The 17,223-nt window shown below is 36.1% G+C and carries 13 protein-coding genes; 1 reads left to right on the top strand and 12 read right to left on the bottom strand.

All coding sequences use genetic code 11. The features are described 5' to 3' along the window. Nucleotides 1–21 precede the first annotated feature (21 nt). The 8 genes from ISP71_03030 to ISP71_02995 form a co-directional block, all read right to left on the bottom strand. Nucleotides 22–1,788, bottom strand: a complete 1,767-nt coding sequence (locus ISP71_03030; protein MBL6663056.1) for a cbb3-type cytochrome c oxidase subunit I — start codon at nucleotides 1,786–1,788, stop codon at nucleotides 22–24. A gap of 21 nt (nucleotides 1,789–1,809) precedes the next feature. Beyond that, nucleotides 1,810–2,841 carry a cytochrome c oxidase subunit II gene (locus ISP71_03025; GenBank protein ID MBL6663055.1) on the bottom strand — a complete coding sequence of 344 codons (1,032 nt, stop codon included), beginning with the start codon at nucleotides 2,839–2,841 and terminating at the stop codon, nucleotides 1,810–1,812. Between the two features lie 36 nt (nucleotides 2,842–2,877). Beyond that, nucleotides 2,878–4,011 (bottom strand): quinol:cytochrome C oxidoreductase, encoded by a 1,134-nt coding sequence (locus ISP71_03020; protein MBL6663054.1) that lies wholly within the window; start codon nucleotides 4,009–4,011, stop codon nucleotides 2,878–2,880. Nucleotides 4,012–4,077: 66 nt separating this feature from the next. Further along, nucleotides 4,078–4,671 carry a cytochrome c gene (locus tag ISP71_03015; protein MBL6663053.1) on the bottom strand — a complete coding sequence of 198 codons (594 nt, stop codon included), beginning with the start codon at nucleotides 4,669–4,671 and terminating at the stop codon, nucleotides 4,078–4,080. Nucleotides 4,672–4,673: 2 nt separating this feature from the next. Next, nucleotides 4,674–5,195, bottom strand: coding sequence for a DUF3341 domain-containing protein (locus tag ISP71_03010; GenBank protein MBL6663052.1), 522 nt, complete (start codon nucleotides 5,193–5,195; stop codon nucleotides 4,674–4,676). A gap of 5 nt (nucleotides 5,196–5,200) precedes the next feature. Continuing rightward, complete coding sequence (nrfD, locus tag ISP71_03005; protein MBL6663051.1) at nucleotides 5,201–6,574, bottom strand: polysulfide reductase NrfD; 1,374 nt, start codon at nucleotides 6,572–6,574, stop codon at nucleotides 5,201–5,203. Nucleotides 6,575–6,584: 10 nt separating this feature from the next. Then, complete coding sequence (locus ISP71_03000; GenBank protein ID MBL6663050.1) at nucleotides 6,585–9,566, bottom strand: TAT-variant-translocated molybdopterin oxidoreductase; 2,982 nt, start codon at nucleotides 9,564–9,566, stop codon at nucleotides 6,585–6,587. A 25-nt stretch (nucleotides 9,567–9,591) separates the two neighbouring features. Then, entirely contained in the window at nucleotides 9,592–10,830 is a 1,239-nt protein-coding gene (locus ISP71_02995; protein ID MBL6663049.1) for a c-type cytochrome, read from the bottom strand. Between the two features lie 194 nt (nucleotides 10,831–11,024). On the opposite strand from ISP71_02995, the gene ISP71_02990 reads away from it, so the two are divergent. Next, on the top strand, nucleotides 11,025–11,423 hold the full coding sequence (locus ISP71_02990; GenBank protein MBL6663048.1) for an SPOR domain-containing protein: 399 nt from the start codon (nucleotides 11,025–11,027) through the stop codon (nucleotides 11,421–11,423). On the opposite strand, the gene infB is transcribed toward ISP71_02990, so the two are convergent. The 4 genes from infB to ISP71_02970 form a co-directional block, all read right to left on the bottom strand. After that, complete coding sequence (infB, locus tag ISP71_02985; GenBank protein MBL6663047.1) at nucleotides 11,424–14,048, bottom strand: translation initiation factor IF-2; 2,625 nt, start codon at nucleotides 14,046–14,048, stop codon at nucleotides 11,424–11,426. A 20-nt stretch (nucleotides 14,049–14,068) separates the two neighbouring features. Beyond that, nucleotides 14,069–15,304, bottom strand: a complete 1,236-nt coding sequence (gene nusA / locus ISP71_02980) for a transcription termination/antitermination protein NusA (GenBank protein ID MBL6663046.1) — start codon at nucleotides 15,302–15,304, stop codon at nucleotides 14,069–14,071. A 14-nt stretch (nucleotides 15,305–15,318) separates the two neighbouring features. Next, complete coding sequence (gene rimP / locus ISP71_02975) at nucleotides 15,319–15,783, bottom strand: ribosome assembly cofactor RimP (protein MBL6663045.1); 465 nt, start codon at nucleotides 15,781–15,783, stop codon at nucleotides 15,319–15,321. Between the two features lie 103 nt (nucleotides 15,784–15,886). After that, nucleotides 15,887–17,223, bottom strand: a 1,337-nt coding sequence (locus ISP71_02970; protein ID MBL6663044.1) for a T9SS type A sorting domain-containing protein, incomplete at its 5' end; no start/stop codon positions are given.

The raw sequence follows: 17,223 nt of genomic DNA, 5'->3' as shown, positions 1-17,223 counted from the left end.
TAAATCAATATTAAATAAACTTTAATGTTCTTCTTCGCCATCTTTGAGTGGTACTACCTGAGAAATAAAATCTTCATCAGCACCGGGCTTACTGTAATCGTATGCCCAACGGTGTACGCTTGGTATTTCGCCTGGCCAATTACCGTGTATTCTATCGTGTGTAGGTGTGGTCCATTCTAAAGTGTTAGAACGCCAAGGGTTTTGTGGGGCATCTTTTCCTCTGAATATACTGTAGAAGAAATTGAAGAAGAAAAAGATTTGTGCCACCGCACCCAAAATAGCAAATACCGTTACTAATTCGTTAATCTCAACTAAGCCATCAAACATTGGGAAAGCGGTGTTGGAATAATAACGTCTTGGTACACCTGCCAATCCAATAAAGTGCATAGGATAGAATACCCCATAAGCTGAAATGAAGGTTAGCCAGAAGTGTACATAGCCTAAATTCTTATTCATCATCTTACCATACATCTTAGGGAACCAATGGTAGATACCTGCAAACATACCAAAGATAGCAGATAGCCCCATTACAATATGGAAGTGAGCTACTACAAAGTAGGTGTCGTGTACATTGATATCCAAAGCACTATCTCCTAAGATAAGTCCCGTTAAACCACCCGAAATAAAGGTAGATACTAAACCAATAGAGAATAACATGGCTGGTGTAAATTGTATATTTCCTTTCCATAAAGTAGTTAAGTAGTTAAATACTTTTACTGCCGAAGGAATAGCAATTAGTAAGGTCGTAAAAGTAAATACAGAACCTAAGAATGGGTTCATACCCGTCATAAACATGTGGTGTCCCCATACAATAAAGGATAAAAATCCAATGGCTAATATTGAACCTACCATAGCTCTATAACCGAAGATGGGTTTACGAGAATTTGTTGATACTACTTCCGAAGTAATACCTAAAGCTGGTAATAATACAATGTAAACTTCAGGGTGTCCTAAGAACCAAAATAGGTGTTGGAATAAAATGGGCGAACCTCCTGTTTGCGTTAGCATCTCACCTTGTATCATAATATCAGAAAGGTAAAAGGCTGTTCCAAAACCTCTATCGAATATCAAGAGTAGAGCCGCTGAAAGTAAAACTGGAAAAGATAATACCCCTAAAATAGCTGTTACTAAAAATGCCCACATTGTTAAAGGCATACGCGTCATAGACATACCTTTTGTTCGAAGGTTTAGAATGGTTACAATATAGTTCAGACCACCAAGTAGTGCTGAAACAATAAATAAAGACATACTAACTAACCATAGTGTCATACCCAATCCAGAACCCGGCATAGCTTGTGGCAAAGCACTAAGCGGCGGATATATAGTCCAACCAGCAGCGGCAGGTCCAGAGGTGACAAATAAAGATATGACCATCACTACAGATGATACAAAGAAGAACCAATAGGACAACATATTCAAAAATCCTGATGCCATATCTCTCGCTCCAATCTGTAGAGGAATAAGTAAATTAAAGAACGTACCACTAAGCCCCCCTGTAAGCACAAAGAATACCATTATGGTACCATGAATAGTTACTAAGGCTAAGTAAATATTGGGGTCCATTACACCGTCAGGTGCCCATTTACCTAAAAATGTTTCTAGTATAGGGTAGCCTTCAGCAGGCCATGCTAACTGCATTCTGAAAAATACGGACATCAATATAGCAATGACACCCATTACCATAGCCGTAATAAGGAATTGCTTAGCAATCATCTTATGGTCAGTACTGAAAACGTACTTGGAAATGAATGTTTCTTCGTGGTGGTGGTGTTCGTTATGATCTGACATATCTCTAATTATTCTATGTTCTTATTGTGCGCTTACTAAAGTTTTAAAGGTGTCTTGCTCTGCCATCCAAGCATCAAATTCTTCTTGGGTTTCTACAATCACTTTTATCTGCATGTTATAGTGGGCAGAACCACATATTTTATTACAAAGAAGGACGTAATCAAACTCTACAGCTTCCTCCCCTTTTTTAGCTCGTGCCTCGTTGATGAATTTCATTCTTTCAATCATCTCAGGGTCTTCACGCATTTCTTTGGTTGTTTTTGTTGGCGTGAATGCAAATTGAGTGCTCATACCTGGTACACAATTCATTTGTACGTTGAAGTGTGGTAAATAAGCCGAGTGAATAACGTCTTGTGACCTAAATTTCATTAATACCTGTTGGTCTTTAACCAAGTGTATTTCTCTCACGACTACATCGTCGTGCGATAAAGAGTCTCTTTCATCAACCCCTAAAGTGTTTATACCACCGATAAGTGTGTAATGTGCTTTTCCTAACTGATTGTCATCACCAGCATAACGAGCCGTCCAATTGAATTGCTGAGCGTAAACTTCCATTACTTTGGCATTGGTAGTGTCTGGCACCATAGTGTTGTTCCAAGTACTCAACCCAAATAAAATTAGACCTGTTAAAACAAATGCAGGAACAGAAGTCCATAGCAATTCTAACTTATTGTTGTGTGTTTGGAATAGAGCCGTATTACCTTCTTTCCCTCTGTATTTGTATGCAAAAACGAATAATAATGTTTGTGTAATGAAGAAAGTCACAAGTATCAATATCATGGTTGTATCCCATAACATTTTTATTCCAGCACCATGTACACTTACTGGGTCTGGGAGAATTAAATGTCCCCATAGTTTGAAAGAATAAGCCACAAAAGCTGTGAAGCCTAAACCGACAATTAACATTGCGAGGGCATTGTAACGATTATCTTGATCAGTCGTAATCTTGTCTTGAGGCCCTTTTAATTTAGCCGCAATTTCAATGATACGTACTATCTGTACGATTCCTATTATGGTCAAGACTATGATTAAGAAATTTAAAAAAGTAGTCATATTCGCCTGTATATTTTATTCGTTATCTCTTTTATATTAAATGTGGTGATGTATACTTTCATCAGCAAATGGGTGATTCTTAACAAATAGTGGGGCTTTTGTCAATGCTTTATTTACGATAAACAAAAACAACCCTAAGAATCCTGCAAACATGCCTATTTCAGTAAAGCCTATGTGCCAATGATCTTTCATTACTCCTGGTTCTATCATTAAAAATACGTTACACCAATGACCAATTAAAACAATAACACCAATAGTCATAATGTAACCGAAGTTTCTCTTACTATCTCTACTCATCAGAATAAGTAATGGGAAGATGAAATTAATCACAGAAGTTATCCAAAATAGAGCATTGTAGTTGTCCCAACGTGCCATATAGTAGGTCACTTCTTCAGGAATATTTGAATACCAGATTAGCATAAATTGTGAGAACCACATATAAGTCCATAGAATACTGAATGCAAAAATCCATTTACCTAAATCGTGAATGTGGTTTTCATTGACATACTCCAAATAGCCTTTACGCTTTAATACAATGGCAACCATAGCAATCATAGTAAAGCCTGTAACTCCCATTGAAGAAAATACAAACCAACCAAATAAGGTACTGAACCAGTGAGTGTCTATAGACATAATCCAGTCCCATGCCATCATAGAAGATGTATAGCCAAAGAATACAATAAAGATGGCTGATAGGGTTATACTTCTCTTATAGCTACTTAGTCCACCTTCTGTATCTTCTTGTCTTGAAAGTGCAATTAAACGTTTGGCAGCATACCACCAACCAAAGATGTAAGCGGCTGCACGAATAAAGAAAAATGGGAAATTTAAATACCCTTCTTTACCTGCAATTATAGGGTCATAATGCTCATCATTAGGATCCATAATACCATCAGCCATCCAGTGCCAAATGTGATTCCAATGTAATTTTCCTGCTACAATTATGAGTAACATAATAATACCTCCAACTAAGAAGTAAGAAGTAATACCCTCCGCTATTCGCTTGAAAGGAATAGCCCATGCTGCCTCAGAAACGTACTGAAGTGCTATAAAAAATATAGCAAATGCCGATATGGCTAAGAAAAAGTAATTATTAACCATCAAACTCGGCCATGCACGGTGTGCATCATTAATAAATCCGAATACAATAGCGACTAATCCTATTGCCATTAAGACGTAAGAAATTAACTTGGTGTTTTTTGTTACTGTGTACATATACAGTTGGTTTAATCTTAATTAGTTTCCTTTTTGTAATTCTTGAACGTACATTGTTATCAACCAACGTTCCGTATCATTTATTTGTGTATTGTGAGGACCCATTGCATTCAGCCCATAATAGATAGCGTGATAAATATGACCAGCATTTAAATCATTCATATTCTCACCCGTTCTACGAATCATTACATCATCAGCGTAGGAAGGAATAGCTCCATAAACAGGGTGCGTTATACTTCCTTTACCATCGCCATTTTTTCCATGACAGTGTGCGCAAAACATTTGATAAAGCTGTTTTCCTTTTTCAACATTATCTTCCGTATTTTCAAAAGGATTTTCTAGCTCTTTACCTGCTAAAAGATAATCTTCCAAAGTATTATCATAATCGAATGCGACAAAACCTCTAGGCATAGTTCCTTCAACAGACGGACGTGCATTCAAACTATCTTTAAAAAATGTATTCGAAGAATAAATTTCCAAGGACGGTGAACGGTACATATCAGGCATAAACTCATAACCCGGTTTGCCAACTTCGTTGTTCGAACAAGAAGACAATAACGATAAGACTAAAAATGGTATCGCTATTAGAAGGATATTACTATAAACTTTTTTCATTTTTAGGCAATTTCTTTAACGTTAATTTCAGTAGCACCCGTCTTTTTCAAAAGTGTGCTAATTGTCTTATCATCATCGGACTCTATTTCCATAAGAAACTTATCGTCAGTTGTTCTTGGGTCTGGACTAGCAGACTCCTGACCAGGGAATAGTTTACATTTGAATAGGTAAGTTATTACCATAAGGTGAGCTGAAAATAATACAGTCATCTCAAATATAATAGGTACAAAAGCAGGCATATTCAGATAATAAGCAAAACTTGGTTTACCCCCTATGTTTTGTGGCCAATCTAGTATCATTATATAATAGGTCATCCATATTGCTAAGGCACAACCAATGGCTCCATAAATAAAGGCTGCAATTGCCAAACGTGTTCTTTCCAAACCTAAGGCATGGTCCAAACCATGAATAGGAAATGGAGAATACACTTCTTTAATAGAAATATCTTTTGAACGGACTTCCTTAACACTGTTAAGTAGTACCTCCTCATCATCAAATATTCCGTAAATGACTTTTTTACTCATGTCTTTTACTTTTTATATTGTTCGCTAGAAGATTTAACAATCGTTTTTAATTCTGCTTGTGCTATTACTGGGAACGTTCTTGAGTACAATAAGAATAGTACAAAGAAGAAACCAATAGACCCCACAAAAATACCTATATCAACAAAGGTTGGAGAGAACATACTCCAGCTCGATGGTAAGTAATCACGGTGAATAGATGTCACGATAATTACAAAACGCTCAAACCACATTCCAATATTCACGAATAAAGCTAATATGAATGTAAACACAATGTTTGTTCTTAATTTTTTGAACCACATCAACTGTGGTGATATAACGTTACAGGTCATCATACTCCAATAAGCCCACCAGTATGGTCCTGTCGCTCTGTTAAGGAATGCATACTGCTCAAACTCAACGCCTGAATACCACGCCATAAACAACTCAGTAAGATAGGCTATACCAACAAGGTTACCCGTTAGCATAATAACGATATTCATATACTCAACATGCTTGATGGTAATATAAGCTTCTAAACCTACTACCTTACGCATAACTAATAATAAGGTTTGTACCATAGCAAAGCCCGAGAATACCGCTCCTGCAACGAAGTATGGTGGAAAAATAGTAGTGTGCCAACCTGGTATTACAGAAGTAGCAAAGTCAAAAGATACAATAGAGTGTACCGAGAAAACTAAAGGTGTAGCTAGTCCAGCCAGAACAAGTGAAACTTCTTCAAAACGTTGCCAATCCTTAGCTCTACCACTCCAACCAAATGATAGTATACTATATATCTTTTTACGTAAAGGCCAATATTTCTCATTAACCTTATCTCTAATCATAGCAAAATCTGGAATAAGACCTACATACCAAAATACAAAGGATACAGAAAAATAAGTTGATATCGCAAATACATCCCACAATAATGGTGAGTTAAAGTTAACCCATAACGAACCAAAGTTGTTAGGAATTGGGAATACATAATACCCTAACCAAGGACGCCCCATGTGAATAAGAGGGAACATCGCTGCCTGAACAACGGCAAAAATGGTCATGGCTTCTGCAGAACGGTTAATGGATAATCTCCATTTTTGTCTGAACAATAGTAATACTGCTGAGATTAAGGTACCAGCGTGACCAATACCTACCCACCATACGAAATTGGTAATATCCCAGGCCCATCCGACCGTTTTGTTCAATCCCCAAACACCAATTCCTGTTCCTATGGTATATCCTACGGATAAAATCCACCAAACAAATAATACTAATGAGATACCAAATACTATCCACCACATTTTGTTGGCTTTGGCTAATACTGGTTTTGCTACATCCACGGTAATATCGTGGTAGCTTTTGTTACCGAGAATTAGTGGCTCTCTTATTGGGCTTTCTTTTTGCATAATTTATTAATTAAGCTTTTCTATTTCTAATCTTAGTTTGATAAAATACAGATGGAGCAGTATTCAATGCCTCAAGCAAGAAATACCTTCTTTCATCTGATTTTAATTGTCTAACTTCACTTGATTCATCGTTGACATCACCAAATACAAGAGCATTGGTAGGACAAGCTGTTGAACAAGCGGTTTGTGCATCTTTATCTAATACCTTTCTGCCATCACGTTTAGCATCAAGTTTAGTTTTTTGAATCATCTGAACACACATGCTACATTTTTCCATTACACCGCGAATACGAACAGTAACATCAGGATTCAATACCATTTTACCTAAGTCGTCATTCATATTGTAGTCAAAGGCATCGTTTTCAGCATAATTAAACCAATTGAAACGACGTACTTTATAAGGACAGTTGTTAGCACAATAACGTGTACCTACACAACGGTTGTAAGCCATATGGTTTTGTCCTTCTGCACTATGAGAAGTTGCTGCCACTGGACAAACCGTTTCACAAGGTGCGTGATTACAGTGCTGACACATAACAGGCTGGAATGCCACATCAGGATTTTCTGATGGAACCTCCATAGCTTTGTATTTTGACACTGCTCCAAGACCTTGCTCCTCAGCAATTTCTTTAGTCATATCACTAGAGAAGTATCTATCAATACGTAACCAGTGCATATCTCTACTTTTTCTTACTTCTTCTTTACCAACAACAGGAACGTTGTTTTCAGAATGACAAGCTACAACACAAGCGTTACAACCTATACAAGAAGTTAAATCAATAGATAAGTTCCAAAAATGACCAGTTTCGTGATCGTGTTCTTTCCATAAACTCACCTCATCAGCAAACAATTTACCTTTATGAGTATCAAACAAAAGATCAGGATTACCAGCTTTAGGGTCAGCAATATAGTCTACAAGTGTTGCTTCCTTAATTAGGTCTCTACCCATCATGGTATGATGTAACTGAACTGAAGCAAAACCGTGTTCGCCTTCAACTTTCTCAATTTTAACATCGGAAGAAGTGTAGCTATTGTTAAGAACTAATGGGTATGCATTTACTCCTACTCCATTACCAACTTTACCTGATGCTGTACGTCCATAACCTAATGCTAAACCAAGAGTGCCTATCGCTTGTCCTGGCTGAATAAGTACAGGAACATTTTCTAATACGACATCACCAACTGTAAGTCTAACCATATCACCATTTAGAGCACCATCAGAAATATTCCAATTAGAAAGACCATTTTCACGAGCAGTAGTCGCCGAAATAGTGAGGTAATTATCCCAACATGACCTTGTAATAGGATCTGGCAACTCTTGTAACCAAGGGTTATTGGCTTGTGAGCCATCACCAATGGAATTAGATTGATAAAGTGCTAATTCTAATCCTTGAGCTTGTATTGAAACAGACTTGACGTTAGCTGCGAAAGAGGATACTGATAGTGTATCTGAAGAAAGTTCTGCAATTCCATCGTGCAAAGAAGAAGACCAAGAAACCTTACTTCTCCAATAATTTTTTAAATAGGTGTAGTATTCTGTATCGTCACCACTCCAGACAAGTAAAGACTCTTGTATTTGACGGCTGTCAAATAAAGGCTGTATAGTAGGCTGTGTAAATGCCACTTGATTTGGTGTTGCTTTGGCATCTCCCCAGCTTTCTAAATAATGGCGATCAGGACATACATATTCTACATTAGTAGATGTTTCGTCCATACTTAATGCCGTAGAAATAGTTAAAGAAACTTTTTTCAAACCAGCATTATAGGATTGTGCGTCAGCTAAAGTGTATGAAGGATTGACACCACTCATAATTAGTGCACCAACCTTTCCGTCATTCATATCTTTTATTAGTTGAGCAACAGCATTATCATCACCAGCTTTCAACAAGGATGGCTGCCCCATATCTATGGTCTTACCATAGTTGCCGAGCATATCGTTTATAGCGTTAACCATAATCTGAACAGCTTTATCGTTGCTATCACAAATTACTAAGGATTTTCCTTTGGCTGAAGATAACTCCTCTACGATATCTTTAATTTTATCGTTTGCTGTAGAATTTCCTTTTAAAGTATCGTATAAGTTTTCTAGTAAGTTTAGCTTCTCAGAAGGCTTTACTGGAATCCTTACATCAGCATTAGAGCCCGATAATGACATGTTGGTCTCAATCTGAAAATGACGAGACATTTTTCCTGATTTCGGATTTCTATTTGCTATGTATTGTTTTTCAAAAGAGGTGTTTAACCAACTTCCTAAGAAGTCAGCACCAAAGGATACGATAACATCAGCTTTATCTAAGTGATAAGTAGGTATTACTCTTTGACCGAAAGATTCTTTGTTTGCATCTAGCATTCCTTGAGCAGAAATAGCGTCATATTGAACGTGCTTTGCGGCATACTTTTTACCAAATGCATCAATAATGGCCTGTGTTGTTGGGCTAATAATTGTATTCGTTAATACTACAACATCACCTTCTACATTTGAAAGCCTAGTTGTAATATCAGCATCAGCATCAGACCAAGTAACTGGCTTTCCATTTTTCATCGCACCTTTAAGGCGATTTGAATCGTATAGTGATAAAACAGAAGAAATAACCCTTGCATTAGGAGTTGCTGATGTTAAATCGTTAGCTTTAATAAAAATTGGTCTTCCTTCACGAGTTTTAACAAGTACGTTAGCAAAATCATTGCCATCATAAAAAGTAGAAGCATACCAATTGGCAACACCCGGAGTAATCTCTTCTGGCTTTACTACGTAAGGGATAGACTTAATAACTGGTGTTTCGCAAGCAGCAAGTGTAGCAGCGGCTGTACTAAAACCCAAGAATTTTAAGAAGTCCCTCCTTGAGGTACTTGTTTCTGACAAATTTTTGTCGTCTCCTAAGAAATCATCAACAGGAATGTCTTCAACAAATTCATTCTCTTTTAGTTTGTCAACAACTGGGTCGTTAGCTAATTCCGCTAATCCCTTCCAGTATTTTTTTTGCTTAGTCATATGTTAAACTAATTTATTTTCTATTCTAATAATGACACTTACCACATTCAAGACCACCTATGGCTTCAACATTAAATGTTTCTCCAGGATGATTCTCTTTAAATTTGGCATGCATTTCTTCATAATAATCGTTGTCAGCCACTTTAACTTCCGTTTGTCTGTGACAATCGATACACCAACCCATTGTTAACTCAGCATGTTGTTCAACAACTTCCATTTCTTCAATAGGACCATGACAATCTTGACATTCAAGACCACCAGCCACAACGTGCTGAGAGTGATTGAAGTAAGCTAAGTCAGGCAGGTTGTGAATCCTAACCCATTTGATTGGTTTTTGTTCATAGCCTTCTATATATTGTCCTTTTTCAGGGTCAAAACCAACCGCATCGTAAATCTTTTGAATCTCTGCTTTTCCTGAAGGCCCTTCGTTAATGTAAGTGTGACAATTCATACAAACATTGGCAGATGGTATAGCAGCGGACTTACCGTGTCTAGCAGAATGGTGACAATAATTACAGTCAATTCCATTAATACCAGCGTGTAATTTATGAGAGTATGCAATAGGTTGCTCAGGTGCATAGCCCTTAGTAACACCTACTCCTGACATTAAATTCCAGGCAGAGTTTAGACCTAAACCTGCAATAAACAAGACCGTAAGAACAACTAATGATTTTCTTTCAAGGAATGCATTAGCTAGTGTGATTGTAGATTTAAATAAATCTTCACTTTCTTCTCCCGCAACTTCCTTAAGCGTGTTTTTAATTTTCCATAAACCTGCAATAACAAGCAATAAGACAATAGCAATAGTGAGTATTACATAGTCTGATTTTTGATCTTCAACTACAAGCGTTCCACCATCAGCAGAAGCTGTTGCTGTAACAGCTTGTTTTTCAGGAGCTTCTTCGACATAAGCCAAGATATTTCTCACATCATCATCTGAAAAGTACGGGAAGGCTGTCATTGGTGACTTGTTGTACTCTTCATAAATAGCAATTGCATCAGCATCTCCAGAAGCAATTAACTCGGCAGAGTTTTTAATCCATTTAATCAACCATTCCTCAGAATATTTATCGCTAACACCTCTTAGGGCTGGACCAATTAACTTATTGTCAATCTGGTGACAGGCTGTACAATTAGCTTTATACAATTTCTCACCTTCTTCAACATTTTGTGCTGATACAGAAGTGGAAATAGCAAATAATAGGATAATTAGCGAGGAGAATATTGTGACAGGATACTTACTTAACTTAATAAATTTAGTCATGTTTATAAACGTATAATTCAGTTGTAGCAAAAGCTAGATTTTTCTCGACCACAAATGTATTACATTCCACTATTTTTAGTCTTATGAGTTTTATTTTTTTACCCCAATTTATACTGATTCTAAATAAGTTTCGTTTAATCTTATATTACACTCAAATTCACACACTTAGAAACATAAAAATCTATATTTGCAAAATGAAAGGTTTAATATTTATTACAATTTGTCTTTTTTCTGGCTCAATTATAGCCCAAAACACTGAAAATATGACAATAAATGATAGTCGAATTGATAGCTTAATGTCAACTCAAATTAAACTAAATAATTCAAAACGTGGCGTAGATGGCTACAGAGTCCAAATTCATCATAATCAAAGTCAAAGTAGGGAGGAATCTCAAAAAGTACGCGCACAATTTTCATCAGATTTTCCTCATTTGAAGACTTATCTAGAATTCAAATCGCCATATTATAAAATACAAGTTGGAAACTTCGTAAACAAACTTGATGCTCATAAAGTTCAAAAAGAGATAAGCAGAAAATATAGAGGTACTTACATCGTTCCAGCTACGGTTCCGTTCGAAGAAGTTGTAAACTAATTAAAGTTTCTTTTTTATTTCTACTTCTTCAAATCCTTCAATAATATCACCAACCTTAATGTCATTAAAGTTTTTGATACTTAATCCGCATTCATATCCAGAAGAAACTTCCTTAACATCGTCTTTGAATCGTTTTAAGGTCGCTAATTCGCCGGTATATACTACTATTCCATCTCTAATGACTCTCACTTGGGTGTTTCTAGTCATTTTACCATCCAGCACATAGCATCCCGCAATAGTTCCAACTTTAGAAATTTTGAAAGTTTCTCTAATTTCAATATTACATACTATTTTCTCCTCAATGTCAGGTGATAACATTCCTTCCATTGCTTTTTCAAGTTCTTCAATAGCATTATATATCACGGAGTAAAGACGTATATCAATTTGTTCGTTTTCTGCTAATTTTCTAGCATTAACTGATGGTCTTACTTGGAATCCAATAATTACCGCATCTGAAGCTGCTGCTAACATCACATCAGACTCTGAAATTTGACCAACAGATTTGTGTATGATATTTACTGCTATTAAATCCGTTGATAGCTTCTGTAAAGAATCTGAAAGAGCTTCTATAGAACCATCAACATCACCTTTTATAATAATATTAAGTTCCTTAAAGTCTCCAAGTGCCAATCTTCTACCAATTTCATCTAGAGTAATGTGTTTTTGAGTTCTTACTCCTTGCTCCCTTTGAAGCTGCATACGCTTTGTGGCGATGTTTTTAGCTTCTCTCTCATCGTCCATTACATTGAACTTATCACCAGCTTGAGCTGCTCCATTTAAACCTAGTAGAACAGCTGGTGTAGACGGCCCTGCATGGTTCATTTTAGCATCTCTCTCATCTAATAAGGCTTTGACTTTACCAGAATAGCAACCAGCTAAGACGTAATCTCCTACTTTCAGAGTTCCTGCTTCCACTAATATAGTTGTTAAGTAACCTTTACCTTTATCGAGAGAAGCTTCAATTACAGTGCCTATAGCATTTTTATTAGGATTAGCTTTGAGGTCAAGTAATTCCGCCTCTAACAATACCTTCTCCAATAACTCGTTAATCCCCTGTCCTGTTTTTGCTGAAATCTCTTGCGATTGGTACTTACCTCCCCAATCTTCTAGTAAAATGTTTATTGCTGATAACTGCTCTTTAATTTTATCAGGGTTGGCAGTTTCTCTATCTATTTTGTTGATTGCAAAAACCATAGGAACACCAGCTGCTTGAGCATGACTAATTGCTTCTTTGGTTTGAGGCATTACTTGATCATCAGCAGCAACAACAATAATTACCACATCTGTAACTTGAGCACCACGCGCCCTCATAGCTGTAAAAGCTTCGTGTCCCGGCGTATCTAAGAAAGTAATTTTTTTACCATTTAAATCCACTTCGTATGCACCTACGTGCTGAGTAATTCCACCTGCTTCACCACTAATTACGTTTGCGTTTCTTACGTAATCTAAAAGGGAAGTTTTACCATGATCAACATGTCCCATTACCGTTACGATAGGTGCTCTTGGCATCAAATCTTCTTCAGAGTCTTCATCTTGAGAAATAGACTCTTGTACTTCAGCGCCAACAAATTCGATAGTATATCCAAATTCTTCTGAAACAATAGATAATGTTTCTGCATCTAATCGTTGATTTTGTGTCACCATCATACCAAGTGAAAAACAAGCAGATATAACTTCTGTTGGCGGAACATTCATCAATTGAGCAAATTCAGCCGTAGTAACAAACTCTGTTACTTGTATAGTTTTGCTTTCCTCCTCAATTTTTATTAAGTCTATTTCTTCTTGTTCTTTTCGAGCTTGTCTTTTCTCTCTTCTTAACTTAGCTCCTTTGTTCTTTCCTCCACTTTGTAACTTAGCCAAGTTTTCTCTAACCTGTTTTTGGATTTGTTCAGGTGTAAGTTCAACCTTTGGAGTCGTGTTTTTTCTATCTTTATTAGGTTTAGCTGTATTAGGTTTTGTAGAGACTCTTTTTCTTTTCTTTTTACCTTCAATTTTAGCAGAAGAAGAAGCAACTGGCTTTTTAAACTTAGATAAATCAATTTTTTCAGAGGATACAATAGTTGGTCCATCCAACTTTTTGGCTTTTGCACGAATAACAGAAACTCCTTTTGTCGTTTTATCTTTAGAGGCAGTTGTAACAACATTATCTTGAGATGATTCTTCAGGGTTTTTTGATTGTTTGTCAGTTTTTTCAACGACTTTTTCATCAGACTCTTGAGAATCAGAAGGTTTTTCATGAACAGGGGCTTCAGGCTTTTGAGTCGATGGCTCAGCAACCTCTGCTTTTACCTCCTCTTGTTTAGGTGTAGATTTTGCCTCAGCAATATCAACTTTTGAAACTATTTTTAAGCCCTCCATCTTAGGAACAGAAACACGAACTGTTTGAACTTCTTCTTTTTCCTGACTTTTTTGCTCGGTCTCAGCTTTCTTCAATTCTTTGGCCTCAGCTTTAACCTTTTTATCAGGCTGATATTCATCTACTAATACTTCATAGGTTTCAGGTGAAATCTTTGAATTTCTATTCAAATCATCCACCCCTTTACTAGCTAAAAATTCTAAAATAGTGTCAACACCAACATTAAATTCTTTAGCAACCTTTGATAATCTTTGTGACTGTTCTGCCATAATTTCGTTTCAAATCATATTTATTCGAGCTCTGCCTTTAGTATTTCTAATACTTCACTGACAGTCTCTTCTTCTAAATCGGTACGCTTTACAAGATCTGCAATATCTAATTTTATTACATCTCTTGCAGTATCACAACCAATAGATTTTAATTCATCAATAATCCAACCTTCAATTTCGTCAACAAATTCTGTCAATTCAACATCGTCATCGGCTTCATCAATATTTCTATATACATCAATTTCATATCCAGTTAGCATACTCGCCAATCGTATGTTGAATCCTCCTCTACCAATAGCTAGAGACACTTGATCTGGGTGAAGATATACATCAGCTTTAGAATTTTCTTCATCTAGCTGAATAGAAGATACTTTAGCTGGGTTCAATGACCTTGTAATGAATAACTGAATATTATCTGTGTAGTTGATTACATCAATATTTTCATTTCTTAATTCTCGTACAATTCCGTGAATCCTAGCACCTTTCATTCCGACACAAGCTCCAACAGGGTCAATTCTTTCATCGTAGGACTCAACCGCTACTTTTGCTCTTTCTCCTGGCACACGAACAATCTTTTTTATAGTTATTAGTCCATCGAATACCTCTGGCACTTCTTGCTCAAATAATCGAGCTAAAAACTCAGGAGCTGTTCTGGAAAGGATGATTAATGGATTGTGATTTCTCATCTCTACGCTTTTAACAACTGCTCTTATGGTGTCACCTTTCTTAAAGTAATCACTTGGAATAGCTTCAGACTTTGGTAAAATCAATTCATTTTCTTCCCCGTCAAGTATAAGAACTTCATTTCTCCAAACTTGATAAACTTCACCATTGATTATTTCACCTATCCTATCTTCATATCTATCAAAAATTTCTTTTTTCTCTAAATCTAAAATTCTAGAAGTAAGGGTTTGTCTTAATGCTAAAACTTGTCTTCTGCCAAAGTCTTTCAAGAAAACTTGTTCAGATACTTCTTCTCCAATCTCAAAATCTGGCTCAATTTTAATGGCATCTGTATAAGAAATTTGTAAATTACTATCTTCAATTTCTTCGTCAGCTACAATTTCTCGGTTTCTCCAGATTTCTAAATCACCTTTATCAATATTGATAATGACATCTACATTTTCATCTGTGCCATACTGTTTTATCATTATACTTCTAAAAACATCTTCAAGAACGTTCATCATCGTTTCACGATCTATGTTTTTAAATTCTTTAAACTCTGAAAATGATTCAATTAAATTTGTCGCATTCATCTTTATAATGTAATTTAAAAGGATATAACAACCTTAGTTTTGTCTATCTGGTCAAAACTTAATGATTGTTGTTCAATAATTTGTGTTTTCTTTTTTCCTTGTTTTTTATTTGTGATTGTTTCTAATGTTATTCCTTCTCCTTCTTTCGCATCAAGCATTTTACCTAACAGCTCTTTTCCGCCTTTTAGATAAACGTTGACATCTCTACCAATACTCTTCTTATATTGTTGAAAAACCTTAAATGGTTCACTCAAACCAGCACTAGCAACCTGTAAAGAGAAGTCGCATTCATCTCTATCTAAAGCTGACTCTATATGCCTACTCAAAGTAATACAGTTTTTGATACTTATACCATCAAAAGAATCTATCAAAACTTCTATTTGGTTTGACGAACTAACTTTCACATCAACAAGAAAAATAGACTCGTTTTCTAGAATGTAATCGCCAACAAGTTTTATTATTAACTCTTTTTTTAACATAAAAACATTTAACAAAAGAGGGGGCGATAGGCCCCCTCATTAAAAAACAATCGTGTGCAAATGTAATACTTTTTTAGAGATATTTCAAAAATAAACCTTATTACTAGTGCAATACTATTCTTTCTGTTTTTACAATATCGTCCGAAACCAATTGCAAGAAGTAAACTCCTTTAGCATAATTTGATATATCAAAGCCTATAACACTTGTTTCAAAACCAACATTGAATTGCTTACGATAAACTTCTTTACCAAACGCATCGACTAATCTAATATTTACATTTTGCTCAATTATCTTATCGAAAGAAATATTAACCAATCCATCAGTTGGATTTGGATATACTTCAACCTCAAATGAATTGTCCTGAGCTATTTTACCTCCTGACAGTGTCGTATACGAACCTGAAGCCCAAGATGAGAAGAAGTTTGTTTCGTCATCACAAATAGACCTTATATAATAGGTAACGTTAGTACCAACAGGAACATCTGAAACAGTATAGTCTGAAACTGTTGGATAAACATTCACCCAACCGTTACCAACATTGTAAATCAATCTATACATTGGGGCTGAACCTTCCCAATCAATGGTCAAGTCTGTTCCCGAATTAGAAACGACTATATCAGATGGCACATCACAAGTTAAAGAGAAAGACTGTACTGCAGACCAAGCAGATTGTTGGTCGTTTGGACAGTTTGCTCTAATATAGAAAACATTTGTTGTAGAACCCGAAAGGCTGAGCGTAATACTATTTGATTCTGTTGTTACTGTGGTAAAACCTGAACCAAAATTATACAAAATTTCATATGATAACGACCCGACAAGTTCATCCCAAGAAATAGTAGCTTCAGATGGGTTATAATTTATTACAATGTTTTCAGGAGTTAAACACTCAAATAAAGTTGAAAACGAAGTAACATAAGGCACTGATAAACAACCATAAGCTGAAGAATAAATCTCAACTTCATAAGTAGTTGATGGAATAAGGTTAGTAAGATTAATAGAGGAACCTAAATGACCATCGATTGCAGTCCAAGTCGCACCTCCATCAGTACTGTAACGGATGTTGTAAACCCCTGTCGGTGAAGCATTATTCCAATCCAAAGTCGCTGCAGTAGAAGTAACATTGTCAATCTCCATAGTACTTACTGCAGTTAAACTAATCATATTTAAAGTCATTACCTCTGAAGTTACTTCACAACCTTCTGAAGTAAGTACAACAACATAATAATTACCAGCTGAAGAAGCTGAATAAGTAGAACTTGTTGCACCATCAATCATGTTGTAAGTGATATTGCCATTGCCGTTGCCGTTACCGTTGTTATTTGAAGTACCTAAATACCACTGATAAGACGTATAGTCTGATGACACACTCAAAGTAGAAACATCACCAGAACAGAAAGTTGTAGCACTAGCCTCTACAGAAACAGAAGGACAAGTTGGTA

This window comes from Flavobacteriales bacterium, from assembly GCA_016779995.1.
Taxonomy (GTDB): Bacteria; Bacteroidota; Bacteroidia; order Flavobacteriales; family UBA7312; genus UBA8444.
The sequence above is the reverse complement of the archived record's forward strand: the minus strand, read 5'-3'. Positions and strand labels throughout refer to the sequence as shown.

Coding starts and splice junctions, on each gene's coding strand:
- nusA (MBL6663046.1), bottom strand. CDS start 15,304: ATGAATGCGACAAATTTAATTGAATCATTTTCAGAGTTTAAAGAATTT.
- infB (MBL6663047.1), bottom strand. CDS start 14,048: ATGGCAGAACAGTCACAAAGATTATCAAAGGTTGCTAAAGAATTTAAT.
- ISP71_03015 (MBL6663053.1), bottom strand. CDS start 4,671: ATGAAAAAAGTTTATAGTAATATCCTTCTAATAGCGATACCATTTTTA.
- ISP71_03025 (MBL6663055.1), bottom strand. CDS start 2,841: ATGACTACTTTTTTAAATTTCTTAATCATAGTCTTGACCATAATAGGA.
- ISP71_03030 (MBL6663056.1), bottom strand. CDS start 1,788: ATGTCAGATCATAACGAACACCACCACCACGAAGAAACATTCATTTCC.
- ISP71_03000 (MBL6663050.1), bottom strand. CDS start 9,566: ATGACTAAGCAAAAAAAATACTGGAAGGGATTAGCGGAATTAGCTAAC.
- nrfD (MBL6663051.1), bottom strand. CDS start 6,574: ATGCAAAAAGAAAGCCCAATAAGAGAGCCACTAATTCTCGGTAACAAA.
- ISP71_03010 (MBL6663052.1), bottom strand. CDS start 5,195: ATGAGTAAAAAAGTCATTTACGGAATATTTGATGATGAGGAGGTACTA.
- ISP71_02995 (MBL6663049.1), bottom strand. CDS start 10,830: ATGACTAAATTTATTAAGTTAAGTAAGTATCCTGTCACAATATTCTCC.
- ISP71_03020 (MBL6663054.1), bottom strand. CDS start 4,011: ATGGCAATAGGATTAGTCGCTATTGTATTCGGATTTATTAATGATGCA.
- ISP71_02990 (MBL6663048.1), top strand. CDS start 11,025: ATGAAAGGTTTAATATTTATTACAATTTGTCTTTTTTCTGGCTCAATT.
- rimP (MBL6663045.1), bottom strand. CDS start 15,783: ATGTTAAAAAAAGAGTTAATAATAAAACTTGTTGGCGATTACATTCTA.